The organism is Sphingobacterium sp. Lzh-3 (assembly GCF_046764375.1).
In the GTDB taxonomy this organism is placed as follows: domain Bacteria; phylum Bacteroidota; class Bacteroidia; order Sphingobacteriales; family Sphingobacteriaceae; genus Sphingobacterium.
Window position 1 is genome coordinate 835,352 of record NZ_CP177226.1, and the last position, 19,494, is coordinate 854,845.

Sequence of the window (19,494 nt, forward strand, 5' to 3'; positions counted from 1 at the left end):
ATATCAAGGACAGCCCCGTGTTAATAGCTCCAGTATTGTAAAAATAGTCCTACAGACTGCTCTTTGCAGTTTCGTGGGCTGATGAAAAATAAAAAAATAACAGGATGAAAAAAAGATATATATTACCCTTTGTTTTGTTGGCATTGTCTTCATGTACCAAAGATTTTTTAAATCAGAAAAATCCCAATGCCGTTACGATCGATGATTACTTCAAGTCAGAAAATGATGTGCTCTTGGCGGTTAACGGTCTTTACCAGTCCCTTCGTTCGGGAAGTACGATCGGTGAATCCAGTACATTGTATAATGAGGAACGTTCGGATAATAGTGGACGTAATGATAACCAATCCAACGCCGGGGAGCCATTCCAATTCAATGACTTTTCGTTGCTGCCAAGCAATACCTATCTAAAGACTCATTGGTCGGCTATGTATGCGGCAATCAGCCGCTGTAATGTGGTTCTGTCACATGTCGACGATGTGAGCTTTACAAGTGCAGAATTAAAAGGCCGTTATATTTCGGAAGCGAAATTCGTTCGTGCATTGTTATATTTCCATATGGTACGTAAATTCGGAGATATTCCATTATCTACGGTACAGGTGACCAGTAAAGAGCAAGCAAATGAATTGGCTTTTCGGCAAAAAGAGTCGGTTGTGTACGAACAGATCATTAAGGATTTGACAGAGGCATTGTCCAGCAATCTTCCCAATACACAGAAAGATTACGTCATTGGCAGAGCATCTAAATCGGCTATTAATGCAATTTTGGGACAAGTATACTTAACGTTGGGAGCGACGCAGACGTCGGGGAGTGCAGAAAATTTTGCGAAGGCAGAACAGTACCTCAATGCGGCCTACCAAATGCGAACTTTTGGCAAACTGAACGAAATCCCCTATGCGGATGTTTTCGATGTGACCAAGAAAAATAGCTGTAAAGAACTTGTTTTTCAGATTCAGTACAAACAAGGTGACCAAAACTATAGCTCGAGTATTGCCCGTAATTACCAGGCGAGAGGAGAGACCATCAACTCACGCTATAACTCTACAGGTGCTGGTGAGGTAGCAAAACTAGATCTGATTAAAGATTATGAGCAAGACGATATCCGAAAAGGCTTTTCGGTAAAGTTTGCAGCGAATACCCAAGTTAACGATTGGTTTGTAACCAAATTTAGAGATAATAGTGACGCTGCCGGTACCAATGGTTGGGGCGGAAACGACTGGATATTGATCCGTTACGCCGATGTGATGCTGTTGTTGGCAGAAGCAAAATATCACTTGGGCAAAGATGGGGAAGCTATTGCGCTTTTGGATCAGGTACGTGAACGTGCAGGATTGCCTTCGTATGCTACTTCCATGTTGAATACGGCTTATCGTAGTAAATATCCAACCTTAAAGGAGGCCATATTGCATGAACGCCGTGTAGAACTGGCATTTGAAAACCAACGTTGGTTTGATTTGATCCGTAATTATAATGCACAAGAACTGGTAACTTATTTCAAAACGAAGAGCCAGGCTGATTATGGAAATGCTAAAATCTCCAATATCTCGACAAAAGATCGATACTATCCAATTCCTTTTGATGAATATAAGCTGGATCCGGCACGTATGTATCAAAACCCTGGATATTAATCTGCAATTGAATAGCTATGATAAAAAATATCAGAAAGATCTTGTTACTTACCTTGGGAATATGCTGCCTGCATATTTCCAAAGGTCAAGTAAACAATATGCCTGTTGGTCCACAGGATTGGCTGATCAAGAAGAATTATTATGCATCCTATTTGCTCTTAAAAGATCCAGTCCTTATACAGGAGCTCGTGAACTCCAAGCCGATCGCACAGGTGTTGGAAAAACGGTTCGAACGTTTTAACAACAGCGCCAGTTGTCCTGATCTCATGTGCTATTTGAATGCCTTCAAATGGCAGGATAACGAAATTGACCTGTTGGCAGAACAATTGGCGGAGCAAATTGGTCATAACAAGAAATTGGACCAGCTTGTTCAGGCTAATCTTATTCCATCAATGACCTATGGTGTGTTGCATCATGAGACGGCAAAGGCCTATTTTACGAAAGCCTTGAAACAGGATTTAAAGGCAATGAATTATGTGGTGGACGTCTATGGAGGAGGTAAAAGTCCCAATTACCCCAAAATAGATTCGATCTCTTTCGATGTAAAACGTGCGGCCTACCTTCATCTTTTGGACGATGTTCGCCAAGACATACGCAAGGATATTCCAACACATAAAACGGCATTTTTTTTGACCATGATGACTGCGGTACGCTTGTTGGAAATTAATGAGCGATGGGACGCGGCACAACTAGAGCCGCTGATTGAACTCGAAAACAAGAAAGCTTACGAAGCGGTCAAAAATACCGATTTCGCAAGCTATCCCTATAGTCTGTTGCTGACCTTAGGTGCAGGCCCCGAGGTGTATGGACAGCCTATTAGTCCAGGTGGAATGTTACGTGCGCGGATGGCAGCCCGAAGCTACTTTGAAAAATTGGCCCCTTTTATTGTGTTGTCTGGCGGTAAAGTACATCCCTATAAGACTCACTTTATTGAGGCAATAGAAATGAAAAAGTATCTGATCGAGGTTATGGGAGTACCTGAAGCGGCAATATTGATTGATCCACATGCGCGACATACGACCACAAATTTGCGTAATACAGCACGTATCCTGTTAAATTATGGTTTTCCGAAAGATAAATACGCCATCGTTAACAGTAGTAAAGTGCATATTGATGCGGTGGAAAAGATGGGCGATCGTTGTATGCGTGAATTGGGGTATATTCCCTATATATTGGGTAAACGAATTTCAGATGTGATCATCGAGTTCAAGGCAAAAGAAGAGGCCTATACGATCGATCCTGATGAACCCTTAGACCCTTAGCCAACTAACTAGGCCGATTGCTAATCTATTAACTGAGCAGATCGGCTTTGTCTATGGCTTATGGGAGGGCATGAAAAAGGTCCGCAGCATTGCAAGCTACGGACCTTTTTATTTTAAAACAATGGATTTTCCTTCTTTAGCCGAGCGTTTTGCCGCTTCAAGGATTTCGACCACAGTGATATTATTATTGATCGATCCGAGATCATTTTCTGGTGGCATGGCATCTTTCAGAACCTGTTCCAGATAGGCAATATGGTTCTCAAAATAGGGGATCGTAGTCGGTACAGGTGTAGGTGGATCATTCTGCTGTTTGTATTTTAGAAGCTCTTTATCGTTTTTAGCGTAGAGCTGAGCTTTTGTGCCAAAAACCTGCAGATCTTTAACACTGTATGGCCAAGCCCAAGAAGCTTGAATAATGCCCGTGCTGCCGTCACGGTAGCTTAGTATGATTGTAGCGTTGTCATCGACTTTTGGATAAACCTCAGGCTTGAGCTGTTGTGTAAAGGCTGTCACTGAAATTGGCCTTTCTCCATTTTTGAGCCAGGTCATCAGATTGGCGCCATAACAGCCAAAATCCATCACTGCACCGCCCCCATTTTTTTTCGGATCAGTAAGCCAGTCGAGGAAGTAATTGCTACAGCCAATTTCTTTAGGTCCTTCGTGCCCGTCTTTTACAAGTATACGTGTGATTTTTCCAATTTCACCCTGGTCGACCAGCTGCTTCAGTTGTTGATTGCTTTTATACCAGGTCGTTTCGTAATTTACCAAAAAGGGTGTTTCGAACTGTTTGGACAAAAATGCAATACGTTTTGCGTCAGAAAGAGTCGTCGCAAGAGGTTTCTCTACCATTACTGGGATCTTAAGCGGGAGACAGGTCTCTGCGACGTCGATATGCTCATTGGTTGGATTGTAGGCCAGTACCGCATCCGGCTTGACCTGTTTCAATAAGCTGGGTAAGTCATGGTAGAAGATTGCGTCAGGTAAATTATACTGTGACCGTATTTTGTTTGATAAGGTTTGATTCGGTTCGGCAATACCGATAATATCGACTTTTTTATCCTTATATAAATTTAAAAGCAAGAATACGTGGTCATGGTTGAGCCCTGCAACAGCAACTTTAAGTCGCTCACTGGCCAGTGCAACTTGTTGGAAGAATAGGAGCAGGAAAACTAGGCGGATAAGATGCTTCATATGTTAAGTTTAGTTAGTATAAATATACCGATTTGTGCTGAGGATACCCGTTGTAAATCCAGGTTACTTTGCGGTGCGATTGGATGATATCGGCAACAATGTCAAAATAGGTTTCTCCACGACCAGCTTTTAGCTCATCGAATTTCTTTTGAAAATGCGTTTGATTGAACGGTGATTCTGCTCCAAGTTTCCCCCAATAATAGGCCAAAGTTGTTTCAACGCCCAATGATGCCCTGCTGTGTGCAATATCCTTCCAAACAATACAATGTGAATTGGCGTCTTTGAAGGTCCCAAATCCACCGTAAAGCAAATCGTCAAAGCCGTCTAGGCTTCCTATCTTCCAGCTTTCGCTGGACATGTAGACGGCATTGATTTCTTCGTAAAAACTTGCAATATCGTTGATGCTACAGCCATCAATCATAGCCACGCCGAGATCGGGATTGCTCTCCACAAGTTGTTTAAAATCCGTCCAGAGGTCCTCCCCAGGAAATACTGTTTCAGTAGCTTTGTTTTGCCATTTGTTCAACAATTGAACGAGTTCGGTTCTAATGGTACTGGGCTGATAGGTCAATGAATACAAAAATGACCTTAATGCAGTGCCATCCGAATCACTGACCAAAAAATGAGCAAGTGTACCGACCAATTTTTTTTCATCTGTTTTCATCTCTGACCTTTATTTTTAATTGTCTAAAAATAGCCTAACGAAATCGTTTGCGGTTTTTTAACAAAAAATCCTATACATTTAACGATACATTTAAGGATAAATCTAATGTTATGATCTACCGATTTACTTGCTATAGTATATTAACTCTTGTGAATATACTCTTTAGGTTTGGGATTCCTGTATTCGGACAGCAACATCCTAACGTTATTGTCATCCTGAGCGACGATGGAGGTTATGATGATTTTGGTTGTTACGGCGGTAGGGAGGTCTACACTCCAAATATTGATGCACTTGCGAAAAATGGCGTGCGTTTTCAGTCGGCCTATGCCTCAGCTTCAGTATGCGCTCCTTCCCGGGCGGGCTTACTTTCTGGCCGCTACCAGCAGCGCTTTGGTTTTGAACATAATATTTCGAAACGCCCGACTGCGGGTGTCGCACCGGAAGATATCGGAATGGATACGCAGGTAGCCACCATTGCTGACTTCATGAAGTATAACGGCTATAAAACTGTAGCGATTGGCAAATGGCATCAGGGGGATGGTCCACAATTTAATCCATTGAAACGTGGGTTTGACCATTTCTATGGTTTTATTGGTGGTGACCGGCCTTACTTCCCAATCCATGGAGCCGTGAAGCCAACGCAGCTGCTTTATGACGATCGACGTGTCGTCCCTGAAGACTCTATTCATTATTTGACTGAAACATTGACCAATAAAGCAATTGCGTATATTCAACAGTATCGAAGCCAGCCTTTTTTTATGTATTTAGCTTTCAATGCTGTGCATACACCCGTCGAAGCGCCCCTGAAGACCATTGATAAGTATAAAGATGTAGCGGATCCTTTGCGACGTGCTTACTTGGCTATGCTGGATAATATGGATGAAAATATTGGACGTCTGATCGAACATTTAAAGCAAGAAGGACTTTATGAAAACACCTTAATTATTTTTATGAATGATAATGGAGCGGCAACAAATAATGGCGCAGACAATGGGCAATTGCGTGGTTTAAAGGGATCGAAATGGGAGGGTGGAATTCGGGTTCCCCTTATCATGCAATGGCCTGCCAAGCTACCGAAAGGGATAACATCAGATGCCATGGTATCGGGAATGGATATTTTACCCACCAGCATCGACGCTATAAAAGGGAAGAAAATCCAGGGTCAGCAAATCGATGGCATCAGTTTGCTCTCTTCCTATAAGGATGTGAAAAATGGACACGACTATTTATTCTGGCGTAGAGGGATTGCACGTGCTGTGCGACACAGAGAGTGGAAACTGATTGTGGTTAAAGATGATCCAATATTATTGTTCAATCTTAAGGATGACCTTCGTGAACAACACAATCTGGCCACGAAGTATCCTGAGCGTGTAAGGGAGATGCTGCATAAACTGACGGAATGGGAAAAGGGACTGGAGAATCCAAAATGGCTAAGTTCTGTATTGGACAATGATCAAAATCAACTGATGAAACACCGGATGGATGTCGTCGGACGAGCCGCAGAACGACAATATCCTTAAGTAAAGAATACTAAAAAAAGATGAAAGGACTAATCCTATTTTTATTGTCCTTTGCCTTGGTTACGGCAAAGGCGCAGAACAGCGATACGTTTGTGCGTATTAAAAAGCATGTATACGATGATGAGTTAAGTGGCCCATTGCCAGATGCAGATAAAACGTTAAGTCTATGTAATCAACTGCGTGCTGACGGTACTTGGGCAGATATCGATTACAGCAGTAAGTCAATATCGCTTTGGCCTCCGGGAGAACACTTGGATCGGTTAAGGACACTTATTGTTGCCTATGTGTCCCCACAAAGTGCATCTTATCAGCAAAAATCACTTTACGATAAAATCCTGCTTGCCGCACAATATTGGGCAAATAATCGTTTTGAGTCTTCAAATTGGTGGCATAACGAGATCGCTTCGCCAAAAGCCATCGGTGTCTGTCTTATCCTGATGAAATTTGGAAAGGAAAAAATTCCTACTACACTAGAGACTCCACTTGTTGAGCTGATGAAGCATGGCGATCCTTACACAAAAACAGGGGCGAATAAAAGTGATATTGCCATGCACTATTTTTATCGTGCATTGATCTTGGAAGATGAAAATCTTTTAGCTGCTGCTATGGAGCAGCTGCTTTTTCCAATACAGCTCGTGAATGGCAAGGAAGGACTGCAATACGATTTCTCTTACTTACAACATGGCCCTCAATTATATATTGCAGGCTATGGGGAGGAATTTCTGAAGGGGATCTCAAAAGTTATGGCCTATGTGCGCGAGACACCTTATGCTGTAGACATGAAGAGACTCGGCCTTTTTGAACATTTTCTTACAGAAACCTACCTGCCAATTATTCGTTCGCGCTATATCGATTTTAATGTACATGGTCGCGGGATCTCACGCCCCAATATCTTGGGAAAAACACAGGAAACCGCCATATTACAACAAATGAAGTTGATTGATCCCGCCAAAGATACTATTTGGAATAAAGCGCTAGCAAAACTAGATAGCCTCCAGCCTTTTGACGCTGAGCATATCGAGGCTCACCGCCATTATTGGAAAGGAGACTACACGACTCATCTGCGTAAGCAATTCCATTTTAATGTTCGGTTGGCCAGTAGCCGTACCAATAAATCGGAGTCTGGAAATGGAGAAAACGTTCTTGGTCGCAATATGTCTGATGGTGTGACCAATATTCAGGTATTTGGACCCGAATATTATAATATTATGCCCGTATGGGAATGGGATAAAATTCCTGGAACGACAACACGCGATTATCCGGGCGACCTGGAATTGAAAGAACAATGGGGAGCACTTGCTGCAAATAACTTTGCGGGCGGCGTAAGCAACGATAAGACAGGGGCTTCAGCTATGTCGGTCCAGTACGACGGGGTCAGGGCTCAAAAAGCCTGGTTCTTTTTCGATCGGGAAATTGTTTGTTTGGGTGCTGGGATTCATTGTGCTGCGCCAGAAGCTGTGGTAACAACCTTAAACCAAACCTGGCTGAATGGACCCGTTGTCTGGAATGGAAAGGAAATGCCTGCACTCGATTCAGTACAGAGATCTGTCAAAGTAGGCGATTTTATAACCCATAACAATGTTCTGTATTATTTTCCAGCAGCTATGAATGTTGGATTGACAACCAAAGATCAGGTTGGTTCCTGGTACCGGATCAACCGTTCCCGTTCCAAAGATGTTGTACATGGAAAGGTCTTCAAGCTTTGGTTTGATCATGCTGTTGCTCCAAACAATGCGAGCTATGCGTATATTGTTGTGCCTGGTACCAAAACTGTTGATACAAAAGCAATGCAGCAGCTAAAAATTTGGCAGAATACATCGGATATACAGGCCGTGGAGCATAAAGGGAGCCGGATTCTACAAATTGTTTGTTATCAAGCAGGAACCTACCAAGTGGGCGATTGGTCTATAAAGCTCGATCAACCTGCTATCATGCAATTGAACCTACGAGAAGCAACGAGCATGCAGCTTGATGTGGCAGATCCGCTGCAAAGAGCCAAAACAGTGAAGGTTCAGCTCGTCAATAAACGGCTTCGTGTAAATCAATCGCTGGAGGTTTCGCTTCCACAGGGCGAATACGCCGGGAGTACCGTAAGTTACCCAGTCACGATCGGGAAGAAATAACCCGAATACAATTTGAAAACTTTTAAAAATGCAAAGGGGAGATATTTAATATCTCCCCTTTGCATTTTTATTTTTTGAGCTGCTCCAACCGTGTCAAGCCTTCCAGATAATAATAATCTGCATAGGTCAGCGGAACATCGATTTCCGAATGATGGGGTAAGCTACCGACACTATGCTGCAGTAAGAAACCGCCATTGCTTGCATATTTGGCAAAATAGCTACTTCCTGATAGTGTTTGCAGACTTTCTTGAGCAAATGTCAAATAGGATTTGCTTTCGGTGCCAGTGGTCATTGTTGAGAGTTCAATCAGTGCAGAAGCAACAATGGCTGCAGCTGAGGCATCGCGCGGTACAAAATTTAATTTCAAGGAAGAAAAATCAGCATCCGATTTATACCCCGGCTTTCCGGCATTAAAATCCCAATACGGAATTTTATCTTTTGGAAGATTCGGATGGGTCATGTAAAACTTTGCCGCCGCTTTTGCCGTTTTAAGAAATTCTGGTTTTTTGGTCTCCCGGTACATCATGGTAAATCCATAAATAGCCCAGGCTTGACCGCGTGCCCAGGTTGAATTGTCGGCATAGCCTTGGTTCGTTTGTTGGTGGATAGCATGGCCATTGCCATCGTAATCGACAACATGGTAAGTACTGTAGTCTTTACGAAAATGGTTTTTCATGGTTTGGGTGGCATGACTGATGGCCACATCCTTATATTTGGTATCTCCAGTCAAGTCGGACACATAACACAGCATTTCCAGGTTCATCATGTTGTCGATAATAACTGGATATTTCCATAGGGTCTTGCCGTCCCAGGACTTCTTCTCGTTCCATGATTTGATGACGCCCACCTGCGGATTATAACGTTTAAGCGCAGTATTGGCCGAGTGGATGAGGATATCCTTGTAAGCGGCAACCTTTTTGGGATCTTTGAGGTATTTAATGGCATTGCCATAGGAACAATACATCACAAAACCAATATCATGATGTTGATCCAGGTCTTTGGCTTTTTCAAGCGCCTCTGTCCATTTGATCGCCGCAGCTTCGGTCTCTTTATTATGGGTATGGTTGTAGATATACCACAGTGAGCCTGGGAAGAAACCGCCGGTCCAATCCCATTCGTCTGTCCCTACCAGTTTTCCTGCAGGACTCAATGTGCGTGGAAATTTGTGCTGCTTTTCTGCTGCTTGTTCTAAAAATTGATATTGTTTTTCTGCAGCTTTAAAACTTGTGTCAATAAAGCTTGGTTTTTGATCTGTAAAACTCAGTGCAATCAGACTGGATGTGATCACAAAAAGTGCTTTTAGACCAGGTTTTCTTTTTTTCATAACGGCTTATATTCTTAGTAAGTTACATAATAATCTCGATTCTTTTTATTTTATAGCCTCTTTGCGAATCGTGAAGGTGTATTTTCCAGCGGATTTGATGCTTTTAGCGGTGAGTTTGATACGATAGAGTTCCTTACCCCATACCTGACTCAAACGGGAGTCGTCCTGAGGAATGACATCGTAGCTCGCTGTGAACTGTCCGGTATCAAAGTACAAGGTTGCATGCCCATTATTGAGGCGGATTTCTCCTTTGCCAATTTTTGGTTCCTGAGCAACCAGAAAATGGATGATATTGGCCTGCTTAGGACCTGTGATTTTAAACTCATCCTGAATGTCCAGCCCATTTTGTACGAGGGTGTAACTTCTATTCCAGTGTTCAACATTCGCCGACTTCGGATATGCTTTTCCAATATCAAGTTGGAATCTATTTTGTGCAGGCAGAAATGCTACATTTTCAGCTTTATATTCCTTTCCAAAAGATTGGTCGGCTCCATTGATCATCGGAACATTATGGTAAGCACTCTGCATCGTCCAGATACTGTATCTGTCATCGCTAAAGGTCTTTTTGGTATAGGTGCCGACACCGGCGTCAATGAACAGTGGTTGTTGATCCTCGTATAAGATAAAACTCCCGACATCGTTATGGTTGTGACTTTCATTATTGAAACCACCTTTGGCAGCGAAGAAAAACGGACCCTTTTTTAGGTATATAAATTGTGTTTCCGGATACCACTTCGCATTATTTTGAGGGAGTGCAGCGGTAACACGCTCTAGTTGTGGATAGCATCTCAGGTCTTCGAAGGCGCGAAAAATATCCCTTGAAGGTTTGAAATTTGCAGTTTTGTCGCCGGTATTTTCCATATATCGGGCAAATTGCATCATCTCGCTACTATTGACATCCTGTCCATAACGGTAGATCAATAGTGGATCGCCGCCACCTTTTGCCGAAGCATCGGCAAAATTAACGACCCATTTATCTCCGCCAATATAGGATTGTGCAATGTACTCACCCATATCGCGAATTACAGGTTTATCAAAAATATTGATCTTGCCCTTGGTGGCCAGCGCAAGTATTTTTAGATAATCGTACAGTTTGCCCGCAGCATGGCCCCAATAGGAGGGACCCTCTTCGCAGGCACCGTCTGTTTTGACATAATTGATAAAGCGATCCACGGAAGACATTGTCTTATAAATTCCCGCCAGTTGTATATCGGGATTGTCCTCAACCAAAAGCAAGGCCGTAAGAACATTAAAGTTACACCATGGATTCCAGTTATTGACGACCTGTGTTTCCTTGAGTTCAAATGCCTGCCACCACATGTCGTTACGATCCAAATAGGGCTGTATAATGCGTTGTTGGATCTGTTGTTTTAGACGGGTACTGATTTCGGGGTTTATTGTATTGAATGTATCGCTGAAGAAATAATGAACCCAGGAGAGCAGCGAGCCTACATCACCGGCCATCAGATCGACTACTTGTATGCGCTGTTGCGGCAATGATCGCTTACTGGACTGAAAGGCCCCCAGGTGTGCCGAGAGAGACCATGTTGCCATTTCCGTCAATTGCCAACTGCCGTTTAGGATTTGGTCAACAAAGCGCCCCTGTCCTTCTGCAAGCTCCGCCAACAGTAGGTTGGTCAGCGCAGTACAATTTTCGTTCATTGGCTTTTCCATTATGCTGCGGTTGCCTGAACGCTCATATTCAAGGTAGTCGGTTGCTTTGACGACCTGCCATTGGTAGTTCAGGGCCTCGTTTCCCTTTTCTATAATACGCTCTTTAAAGGGAGCCATCAGCTTATCCCAGGCTAAACGGTCGGAATAAGCCGGGTAGGGAACCCAAGATTTGTCCTTACCTAAGCTGGCTTTCAGGTTCTCCTGTTTAAAAGCTCCTGTTAGCAGGTTCAAATCTTTCCCTAGCAGTCTTTGGAAAGAAAAACTGCTAAGGAAAAATAGTAAGATTAAATAAATTCTCATAATTACCAATCTTGATTTTGTGGTAGTAATGCCGGGTTCATTTCAATCTCTTGCCCTGGTATTGGCCAAAGCTTATGACGGCTTTGGTAACCCCGGGTTACGAGATTGTCTCCGGTAATACTTTTTTCGATGTAGTCTTTGGAGACGCTTTCCAAAAGGTTCCAGCGCTTAAGATCAAAATAACGCCATCCTTCACCTGCTAGTTCTACGGCGCGTTCGTGCTGAATACGTTTGCTCATATCCGCTTTGCTACCGACAACTAAAAATGAACTGCCACTATTTAGTGCCGGCATTTTAGAGCGTGTACGCACTTTGTTAAGCTCAGTAATCGCTTTGTCCAATTGATTGGACTCGTTGTACGCTTCGGAAAGCATCAACAGTACATCGCCCAAACGTATGATAGGGAAATTGATCGGTGTATGTGCACGATCGGTAATGGCGCCTTTTAGGTTCCCTTCAGGAACAAATTTTCGCCATAGATAGGTGTACCAGCCCCGATTGTTGCGGATCTGACCAAAGTTTTCGTTTACACCGGTTGCCAATATCAGCTGCATATCTCTTTCTTTGTTGGCATTCCATCCTAAATAATGCGAATAAGGTACGATCAAGGTTTGATTCATCCGAGGATCGCGATTGGCATAGATCTGACGTAGTTTTGCTGTATCTGGTACTTTGGTAAGCGTTCCGCCAGATTGCGTAGACTCCATCGCCTGTTTTTTGACCGCATTATCGGTTGTATAGTTGGGGAAATAATCATTCCAGTTGAATGGACTGCCATCGCGGTTTTCGTAGCGATCAGCAAGACGTGTGCTCGGCATACAGTTGTTCCAGTCACTACCAAAGGTTGAGCGCGTTCCCATATAGAAGGCCATCGGCATACCATAAGGGAATCCGGTACCACCCATATTCTGAATGGCAAAAATCATCTCCGGCGATTGATCGCCATCCATGGTGAATAAGGCCGAGTAGCTTGTGTTTAAACTATAGCCATACGTGTTGGTCTTGTTGTAAACAATCTCTTCAAAATCCCGGATTGCTCCAGCCCAATCTTTATTGTAAAGGGCTACTTTCCCTCTCAAAGCATACGCAGCTCCTTTGGTGACCCGGCCATAATACTTTGCATCATAGCTTACCGGCAATTTCTCAATCGCATAGTTCAGGTCATTGAGGATAAACTTATTGACATCTTCTACCGAAGACCGACTATTTTTAAGATCAGCAAAATCTTTATTCAAGTCGACCGTTTCATCGTATATCGGCAAGGCGCCATATAGATTGGTGAGCTGGAAGTACATGAGCGCACGTAAGAACTTCGCTTCCGCAATAAAACCCTCCTGTTTGGCCTTGTCTATGGTCATGGGCTGGATATGCGCGATTGCATGATTACAACGTTGGATAAGATCGTAACCTGCCTGCCATCTATCCACAATAATGGGCGAACGGTCCGTAAAAGTACCGCTGATCACTTCGCCCAAACCCGGAGGATCATAGCCCAGACCAATATCGGTAAGTCCATCGTAAGAAAATTGCAAGCCAAAGGTGGCTTCTTTTTTTAAGTCGTTATAACAGCCCAGTACGCCAGCTAAGGCCTGGTCTTCATTCTGCCAGAATGTGCTAGCACTTACCTGACTGTAGGGGTTGGTATCAAGCTTATAACAAGATGATAAAGCAATGCATCCGGCTATGAGTAGTGAAATCTTTTTCATGAGGTTTAATTAATTATTCATGATATGTTTTATGTTCAAAGGTGTTAAATCACCTCCTCAACTTTTGTTCATAATTTACGTTTCAGGCAGGGAACACATTCCCTGTTGCATACCCTTCTTCTTAAAAGGATAAACTAACACCAAAAACGGCCTGTTTCATTGTTGGATAGTTGGTACCGCTGATCTCCGGATCGAAACCTTTATATTTGGTAATGGTCCAGAAATTTTCCAGCGATGCAAATACGCGTAGATTTTGCACCTGTATCCGCTTGGTGATATCGTTCGGAATTGTATAGCCCAGCTGGATATTTTTTACGCGGATAAATGCCTTGTTCTGTAACCAGAAATCACTGTTTTTGGTGTTTCTTGTATCGGTATAAGGCAACAATCGCGGAAATTTTGCATCTGTTGCACCTTCTGTCCATCGGCCATCAGCAATTTCCTGATTGATTTGATAGCCCCAGCGAACAGTAGGTGTGTAATAACCATCCGTCCAGACGACTTTGTTGCCTGCATTACCTTGCAAGAAGACCGAGAAATCAAATCCTTTATAATCGAATCCCATGTTAAAGCCATAGGTCATCCGTGGCGCTGTACCATGACCTACCGGTACCCGGTCATTGTCGTTGATGACGCCGTCACCATTGGTGTCTTTATACAAGAGATCTCCTTTTTTAGGTGTACCATAGGATGCGAATGGATTGACTTTTTGATTGGTGTTTGGATCGATTGGCGCATTATCGATCATCTGTTGCACGAGCTGCATATCAGCATCTGTCTGTAATATGCGGTCTGTCAACAGGATATATTGGGTATTGATGGCATAACCTTCCTGAAGTAAATTGGAACCGCTGATAGACTTGTCATTGCCTTTAAATTTGACCACTTTATTATCAATAAAGGTAAAGTTACCGCCAATGTTGAATTTAAAATTATCGCCAATTTTATCGCGGTAAGTCAAATTCAGCTCGACACCATTATTACGTACTTTCGCTGCATTGGTGCGTGGTATTGTCGCATTTCCGACAACCAGAGGAGCGGGTAGGTTGATTAAGATGTTGTCTGTTACTTTGTTGAAGACATCGATCGAGCCCCCTAGTTTGTAATTGAAAAGGTCAAAATCTAAACCAGCATTCAGGATATATGTGTTTTCCCAAGTCAGAAGCGCATTACTCAATACGGTCTGTGCAAAACCTACATATAGCTGGTTGTTTAACACATAGTTTGTCGGATTATAAAGCGCTTGATATTCATAATTGTTAATGTTGGCGTTTTTGCGGAAAGACTCATCGGTTGTTCCATTGTTACCCAAGGCGCCATACGATGCACGGAATTTCAGGCTAGGCATCCATTTGATGTCATAAAAGTCTTCTGAGGAAACTTTCCAGCCAAAGGAAGCTGAAGGAAAAGTACCCCATCTACTTTTTCCGCTCATAAAGCGTGATGAACCGTCCGTCCGTAGATTGGCTTCCAACAAATATTTGTCATCCCAGGATAGGTTGATTCGACCAAAAAATGAACGCATAGCCCAATCGGTGATATTGCCGGAAGCTGAGGCATCCATAGTCGCCGCATTCAGAACGGTCAGGGACGGATCTACAAGATCGAGTTTGGATGCCGCAAACCAGCCATCTTTAAAATACTCCTGGCTGGCACCTACCATGACTTCATAGTTCAGTTTCTCAAAGAGCTTGTTTTTGTATTTGGCAATTCCATCCATGTAATAGCGGTAGGATTTGATCGATTCGTTGGTTACCGACGAACGGCCTGTACCCGCTGAGGCAATTGTATTTGTCAAAAAGTTCCAACGGTCATTGAACACGGGTTGAGAGTACACGAAATCATCGTCATAGGTATAGGTGTATGATCCTTCGATGGAAAGTCCCTCGATGGGTTTCAGTTTTCCGTAGAAGCGCGACACGAAGCGGTTTTTGTTGATGTTACCTTTCTGCGCATAAAGGCGATGTAGCACGTTGTTAGACTGCGGGTCATCTTCCGGATTGTTTGGCGAACCAAATCTTCCATCTGGCGCACGCAGTACCATGCCCGGAGTACTTGCTGCGGCAAAAGTAAAGACATCATCGATGATGTTGGTACCAATATCTGTTTTGGAAACGACACCATTGATATTGGCTCCCAACGTTAACCAGGGTTTTACATCAGCTTCTAGATTGATACGTCCGGTATGACGTTTATAGGTTGCCTGTTCGATGATCCCAGGGTTGTTGAGGAGACCATAGGAGCCAAAGAATTTGATTTTGTCACTACCTCCGGTAAAGGAAAGGTTGTGGTTTTGGCTGATTTTGTTCTGGAAAAGGTCCGAAACCCAGTCCGTATTGGGATATTTCAATGGATCCTGTCCAGCGTCCTGGCGCCAAAGGTCGATTTTTTCCTGTGAAAATATGGGCTTAGCATTTGGATCGCCATTGCGATAACCTTCATTGATCAGCTCCATATAGTTGGCATAGTTGGAAACCATTCCAATGGTATTGGATGGTTTTTGACTCGAGAAATAATTGTTGTAAATAACTTTAAACTGCTCCGATTTACCCTTTTTCGTTGTAATGAGGATAACGCCATTTGCGGCTCTTGAACCATAAATTGACGCTGAAGCAGCATCTTTTAAAACCGATATGCTTTCAACATCTTGCGGGTTGATCAGATTCATGTCGCCAATAACACCGTCGATCACGACAAGTGGATTGGCATTATTGAGCGTTCCCTGTCCACGAACACGTAGTGTTCCCCCATCACTGCCCGGTCTGCCTGAGCCCTGATTAACATATAATCCCGGCGCCTGTCCAGCTAGACCGGCCGACAAGGAGGTTACAGGTCTGCTTTCCACAACCTCGGACATCTGGATGGAAGAGACCGAACCGGTTACATTTTCTTTTTTCTGTGTACCAAAACCGACAACAACAACCTCGTCGAGTCCCTTGGACTCATTCTCCAAGGTGATCGTAAGCGGGCTGCCAGCTTGTGCCTTCGTTTCGATACTTTTATAACCGATGCTCGTGAAAACCAATGTTGCGTCGTTCTGTTGACTTTTGATTTCGAATGAACCACTTGCATTGGTCGATGTTGCTAGATTGGTTCCTTTAATCTGAACGGTGACATTGGCGATGCCTTTGCCATCTTTGTCTACAACCTTACCCCGAATGGTTGTCTGCTGCATGGCCAGTGAAAGCTTGCTGTTGGTTATTGCGAAGGTAAAGGGAGTAGCTTGTGTTGCCAGATTGGATACGAGCAACAAGCAGGATAATGGTATTGCCGGGTACATCCAACGATTCGTCGAAACGGATGTGTTCTTGATCTTGATCATAGGCTTTTAGATTTAATTGGTCTGAAAAATGAATTTTCTGTGAAGTGAATTTACAGTATTGAAAGAGAACAATAACGGCGTTTTTTCGCAATCGTTTTCGTAACAGCCCGACTAAAAACCGAAAGATTTTTGGATAATATTTGTTTAGAAAGGATAATATTAGATTATGTAGTGCCTCTTCTTGGATATTTCTGTCAGCTATAGATTTTAGCTGCATATTCACAAGTAAACGAATGAGCTATTTTAAGGGAATAGCATCGTATGTCTCCAAATTTGGGTTTTGGAGACATACGAATGGAGACAGACCTTTAAGTCCTATGTGTTGCTATTAGGTATTAGAATTCAATCCGGTAGTTAATGGTCGGAATAATCCCGGTCCATTTTTGAGGTTCAATGATGCGTTTGCTGAAATTATAGTGCATACCCACAGTGTTTTCTCTATTCAGGAGATTCTGAATATCCAAAATAAATAGATGGCTTACTTTTTTGCGGTTAACCCGATAGCTTGATGAGAAATCAACACGGACGTAGGGATCGGCAGTCAGGGTATTGATGCGATCTTGGTCTATAACTTCTTCGTCTAAACGAAGCGATTCTTCTTCCAGAACAGGAGCGTACTTTCTTCCGCCGGCATAAATTAATTTGGCATTAAGACCGAACAGATTATTTTTACTCTTTCCCACGGTCCATTCTTTCCCCATCAATAAATTTCCTACGTAACGTGTATTGAATGTGGTATTGTATTCTTTGCCATTGCGTGCTTTGAACTTTGAATCGAAGAAGGAGGTCGTTGCCATGAAGTAATACCCCTTACTTAACGACTTCTCAAGCGTTAGCTCAATGCCGTAATTTTTGCCGGTTCCTTTATTGATAAGCTGACGGTAGTTTGATGTACCAATGGCTGCAATATCCGATACATTGAGTAAGGAGAAGTTGATGTCGGAATCGGTAGATACCGGGACATCATACAGATGCTGATAATAGATTTCTGTCTTAAACCGGAGTGTTCTGCTTAGGTTCTTTTCATAGCCAATAACAGCCTGAGCAGATTTCGTTGGCGAAAGAGGCTTGTTTGGCTCAAGGCTTGTTTGATCGCTACTTTTGGCAAAATAGTAGACCAAGGGCTCCAGTCGGTTATATAGACCAGTCCCAAAGGATATCGTTTGATCTGCGGCTACACGCCAGTTTAGGCCAAGTCTTGGCTCGATAGACCAGCTCTTGCTCAAGGCGAAGTAATTTGCATGTACTCCTGTATTTAGCGTTAGTTTGTCGTTCAAAACTGTTTTTAACTGTGCAAAAGCATCATAAGTACTTGTATTCCCAGTCTCATTAATACGCTCTTTTAATGCCGTTAGCTCGGTGTCGTAGGACAGCGCATAGAGGTCGTAGCGTAATAGACTTGCATTTAAGCCCGCTCTAATTGTATTTTTACTGTTGGCGCGATAGTTTAGCGTACCCGCATAGCGAAGAGCCGTATTTGTAAATTTGTCCTTGTGATAGAGACTGGAAATATAGTCCCGTGTTAATGTATCGGTGCTATTCGAATTGCGGCTAAGGGACATGGAAACAATATTGGTGAAATATAATCTGTCGTTTGCAATGTATTGATGTTTTAGTCCAGCACTCCCCGCGTTGAACTTTAAGTTTAGATCCTGGGCGTCTGTTCGTTCTTCCCATTTTTCGTAATTACGCTCGGCAGTTTGTTGAAGTTTCCCCAAGCCGCCTATACCGAATAAGGAAAAGGTTCCGGCTTTTTTTGTGGGAAATACAAAATTAAAAGAAAGGTCCTGATATTTTGGGACGCCAGTGTCTGAAACTTTTACACCTACTTTTTCCAGTAGACTCAATGAAGAATACCGGTAACTAATCAAATAGGAAGCGTCACTTCCTTTTTTGAAAGGCCCTTCTAACGTTGCTCCTACGCCCAGGACTCCGACGTTGAATGTGTATTCGCGTTTGTCGGTATTGCCTTTACGGAACCTAAGATCAAAAACACCTGCTGTTGCATTGCTGTATTCCGCGGCAAGTCCACCGGTATAGAAATCAGATTTTCCCAATACCATGGTATTGAGCATACTGATTCCGCCACCTGCAGCGCCTTCGGCTCCAAAATGATTGGGATTTACAATTTCGATACCTTCAAGCCGCCATTGCAAGCTTTTGGGGGAATTTCCGCGAACAATAATTTCATTGTCATCGCCGCCGGCAGCAACACCCGGGAAACTCTGTGCCATACGGGCGGGATCAAAAAAGGCGCCAGCATAGCGATTGGTCTCTTCCGGCGAAAAAGAGCGTCCACTCGTCATTGCCATCTGGTTGAGCGGTTGTTTTCCGGCATTGGCATAGACGACAGCTTCGGTTAATGCATTTATTTGCGGCTCCATTTCCACATTGACCATATTCTCCCGTCCACTGGTGATCAGTAATTCCGTAAATTCTTCTGGTTTATATCCGGCCATGCGAACTTGAAGCTGTTGACGCCCAACCGGAACTTGCTGCAGCCGAAATATGCCCTGTGCGTCTGTACCTACAGACTTTGTCCCATCACTGGATGAAATAACAATTGTGGCACCTGTAAGTGGTAATCTGGTATTTTTATCTATCACGGTTCCTTTGACAGTTTCGGTCACAACCTGATTTTTTTGCTTTGGCGATGCTGGTTGCTGGGCGAATGTAAGCCCTGCTTGAAGCGATAATCCAATAAGTAAGATTGGCGATAGTTTCATAAAAGATTAGTTTTTATCTTTATGACAGCCGACTTTCAATTTACCCTTAGCTTTTAC

At 43.2% G+C, this 19,494-nt stretch carries 11 protein-coding genes; 4 read left to right on the forward strand and 7 right to left on the reverse strand.

The window, feature by feature from the left end; all coding sequences use genetic code 11:
* Positions 1-104 precede the first annotated feature (104 nt).
* Both ACLCDV_RS03425 and ACLCDV_RS03430 read left to right on the forward strand, forming a co-directional pair.
* Positions 105-1,625, forward strand: a complete 1,521-nt coding sequence (locus tag ACLCDV_RS03425; protein WP_411972914.1) for a RagB/SusD family nutrient uptake outer membrane protein — start codon at positions 105-107, stop codon at positions 1,623-1,625.
* Between the two features lie 17 nt (positions 1,626-1,642).
* Positions 1,643-2,887, forward strand: a complete 1,245-nt coding sequence (locus ACLCDV_RS03430) for a YdcF family protein (RefSeq protein WP_286778510.1) — start codon at positions 1,643-1,645, stop codon at positions 2,885-2,887.
* A 108-nt stretch (positions 2,888-2,995) separates the two neighbouring features.
* Here ACLCDV_RS03430 and ACLCDV_RS03435 read toward each other — a convergent pair whose 3' ends face one another.
* Entirely contained in the window at positions 2,996-4,078 is a 1,083-nt protein-coding gene (locus ACLCDV_RS03435; protein ID WP_317668440.1) for a Gfo/Idh/MocA family oxidoreductase, read from the reverse strand.
* Positions 4,079-4,091: 13 nt separating this feature from the next.
* On the reverse strand, positions 4,092-4,742 hold the full coding sequence (locus tag ACLCDV_RS03440) for a hypothetical protein (protein ID WP_317668439.1): 651 nt from the start codon (positions 4,740-4,742) through the stop codon (positions 4,092-4,094).
* A 110-nt stretch (positions 4,743-4,852) separates the two neighbouring features.
* Between ACLCDV_RS03440 and ACLCDV_RS03445 the strand changes: the two genes are divergently transcribed.
* The gene (locus ACLCDV_RS03445; protein ID WP_317668438.1) at positions 4,853-6,262 is read left to right on the forward strand and encodes a sulfatase-like hydrolase/transferase; all 1,410 of its coding nucleotides are present in this window, start codon (positions 4,853-4,855) and stop codon (positions 6,260-6,262) included.
* A 20-nt stretch (positions 6,263-6,282) separates the two neighbouring features.
* Positions 6,283-8,385 carry a polysaccharide lyase 8 family protein gene (locus ACLCDV_RS03450; protein WP_317668437.1) on the forward strand — a complete coding sequence of 701 codons (2,103 nt, stop codon included), beginning with the start codon at positions 6,283-6,285 and terminating at the stop codon, positions 8,383-8,385.
* Between the two features lie 67 nt (positions 8,386-8,452).
* Here the strand turns inward: ACLCDV_RS03450 and ACLCDV_RS03455 are convergent, their stop codons facing one another.
* From ACLCDV_RS03455 to ACLCDV_RS03475, 5 genes are all read right to left on the reverse strand, one after another.
* Entirely contained in the window at positions 8,453-9,709 is a 1,257-nt protein-coding gene (locus ACLCDV_RS03455) for a glycoside hydrolase family 88 protein (RefSeq protein ID WP_317668436.1), read from the reverse strand.
* A 45-nt stretch (positions 9,710-9,754) separates the two neighbouring features.
* Positions 9,755-11,683: a heparinase II/III family protein gene (locus ACLCDV_RS03460; protein WP_317668435.1), complete on the reverse strand. Its 1,929-nt coding sequence runs from the start codon at positions 11,681-11,683 to the stop codon at positions 9,755-9,757.
* A gap of 2 nt (positions 11,684-11,685) precedes the next feature.
* Positions 11,686-13,389 carry a RagB/SusD family nutrient uptake outer membrane protein gene (locus ACLCDV_RS03465; RefSeq protein WP_317668434.1) on the reverse strand — a complete coding sequence of 568 codons (1,704 nt, stop codon included), beginning with the start codon at positions 13,387-13,389 and terminating at the stop codon, positions 11,686-11,688.
* Between the two features lie 121 nt (positions 13,390-13,510).
* Positions 13,511-16,711, reverse strand: a complete 3,201-nt coding sequence (locus ACLCDV_RS03470) for a SusC/RagA family TonB-linked outer membrane protein (protein ID WP_411972915.1) — start codon at positions 16,709-16,711, stop codon at positions 13,511-13,513.
* Between the two features lie 335 nt (positions 16,712-17,046).
* The gene (locus ACLCDV_RS03475) at positions 17,047-19,437 is read right to left on the reverse strand and encodes a TonB-dependent receptor (protein ID WP_411972916.1); all 2,391 of its coding nucleotides are present in this window, start codon (positions 19,435-19,437) and stop codon (positions 17,047-17,049) included.
* Positions 19,438-19,494: the final 57 nt, after the last annotated feature.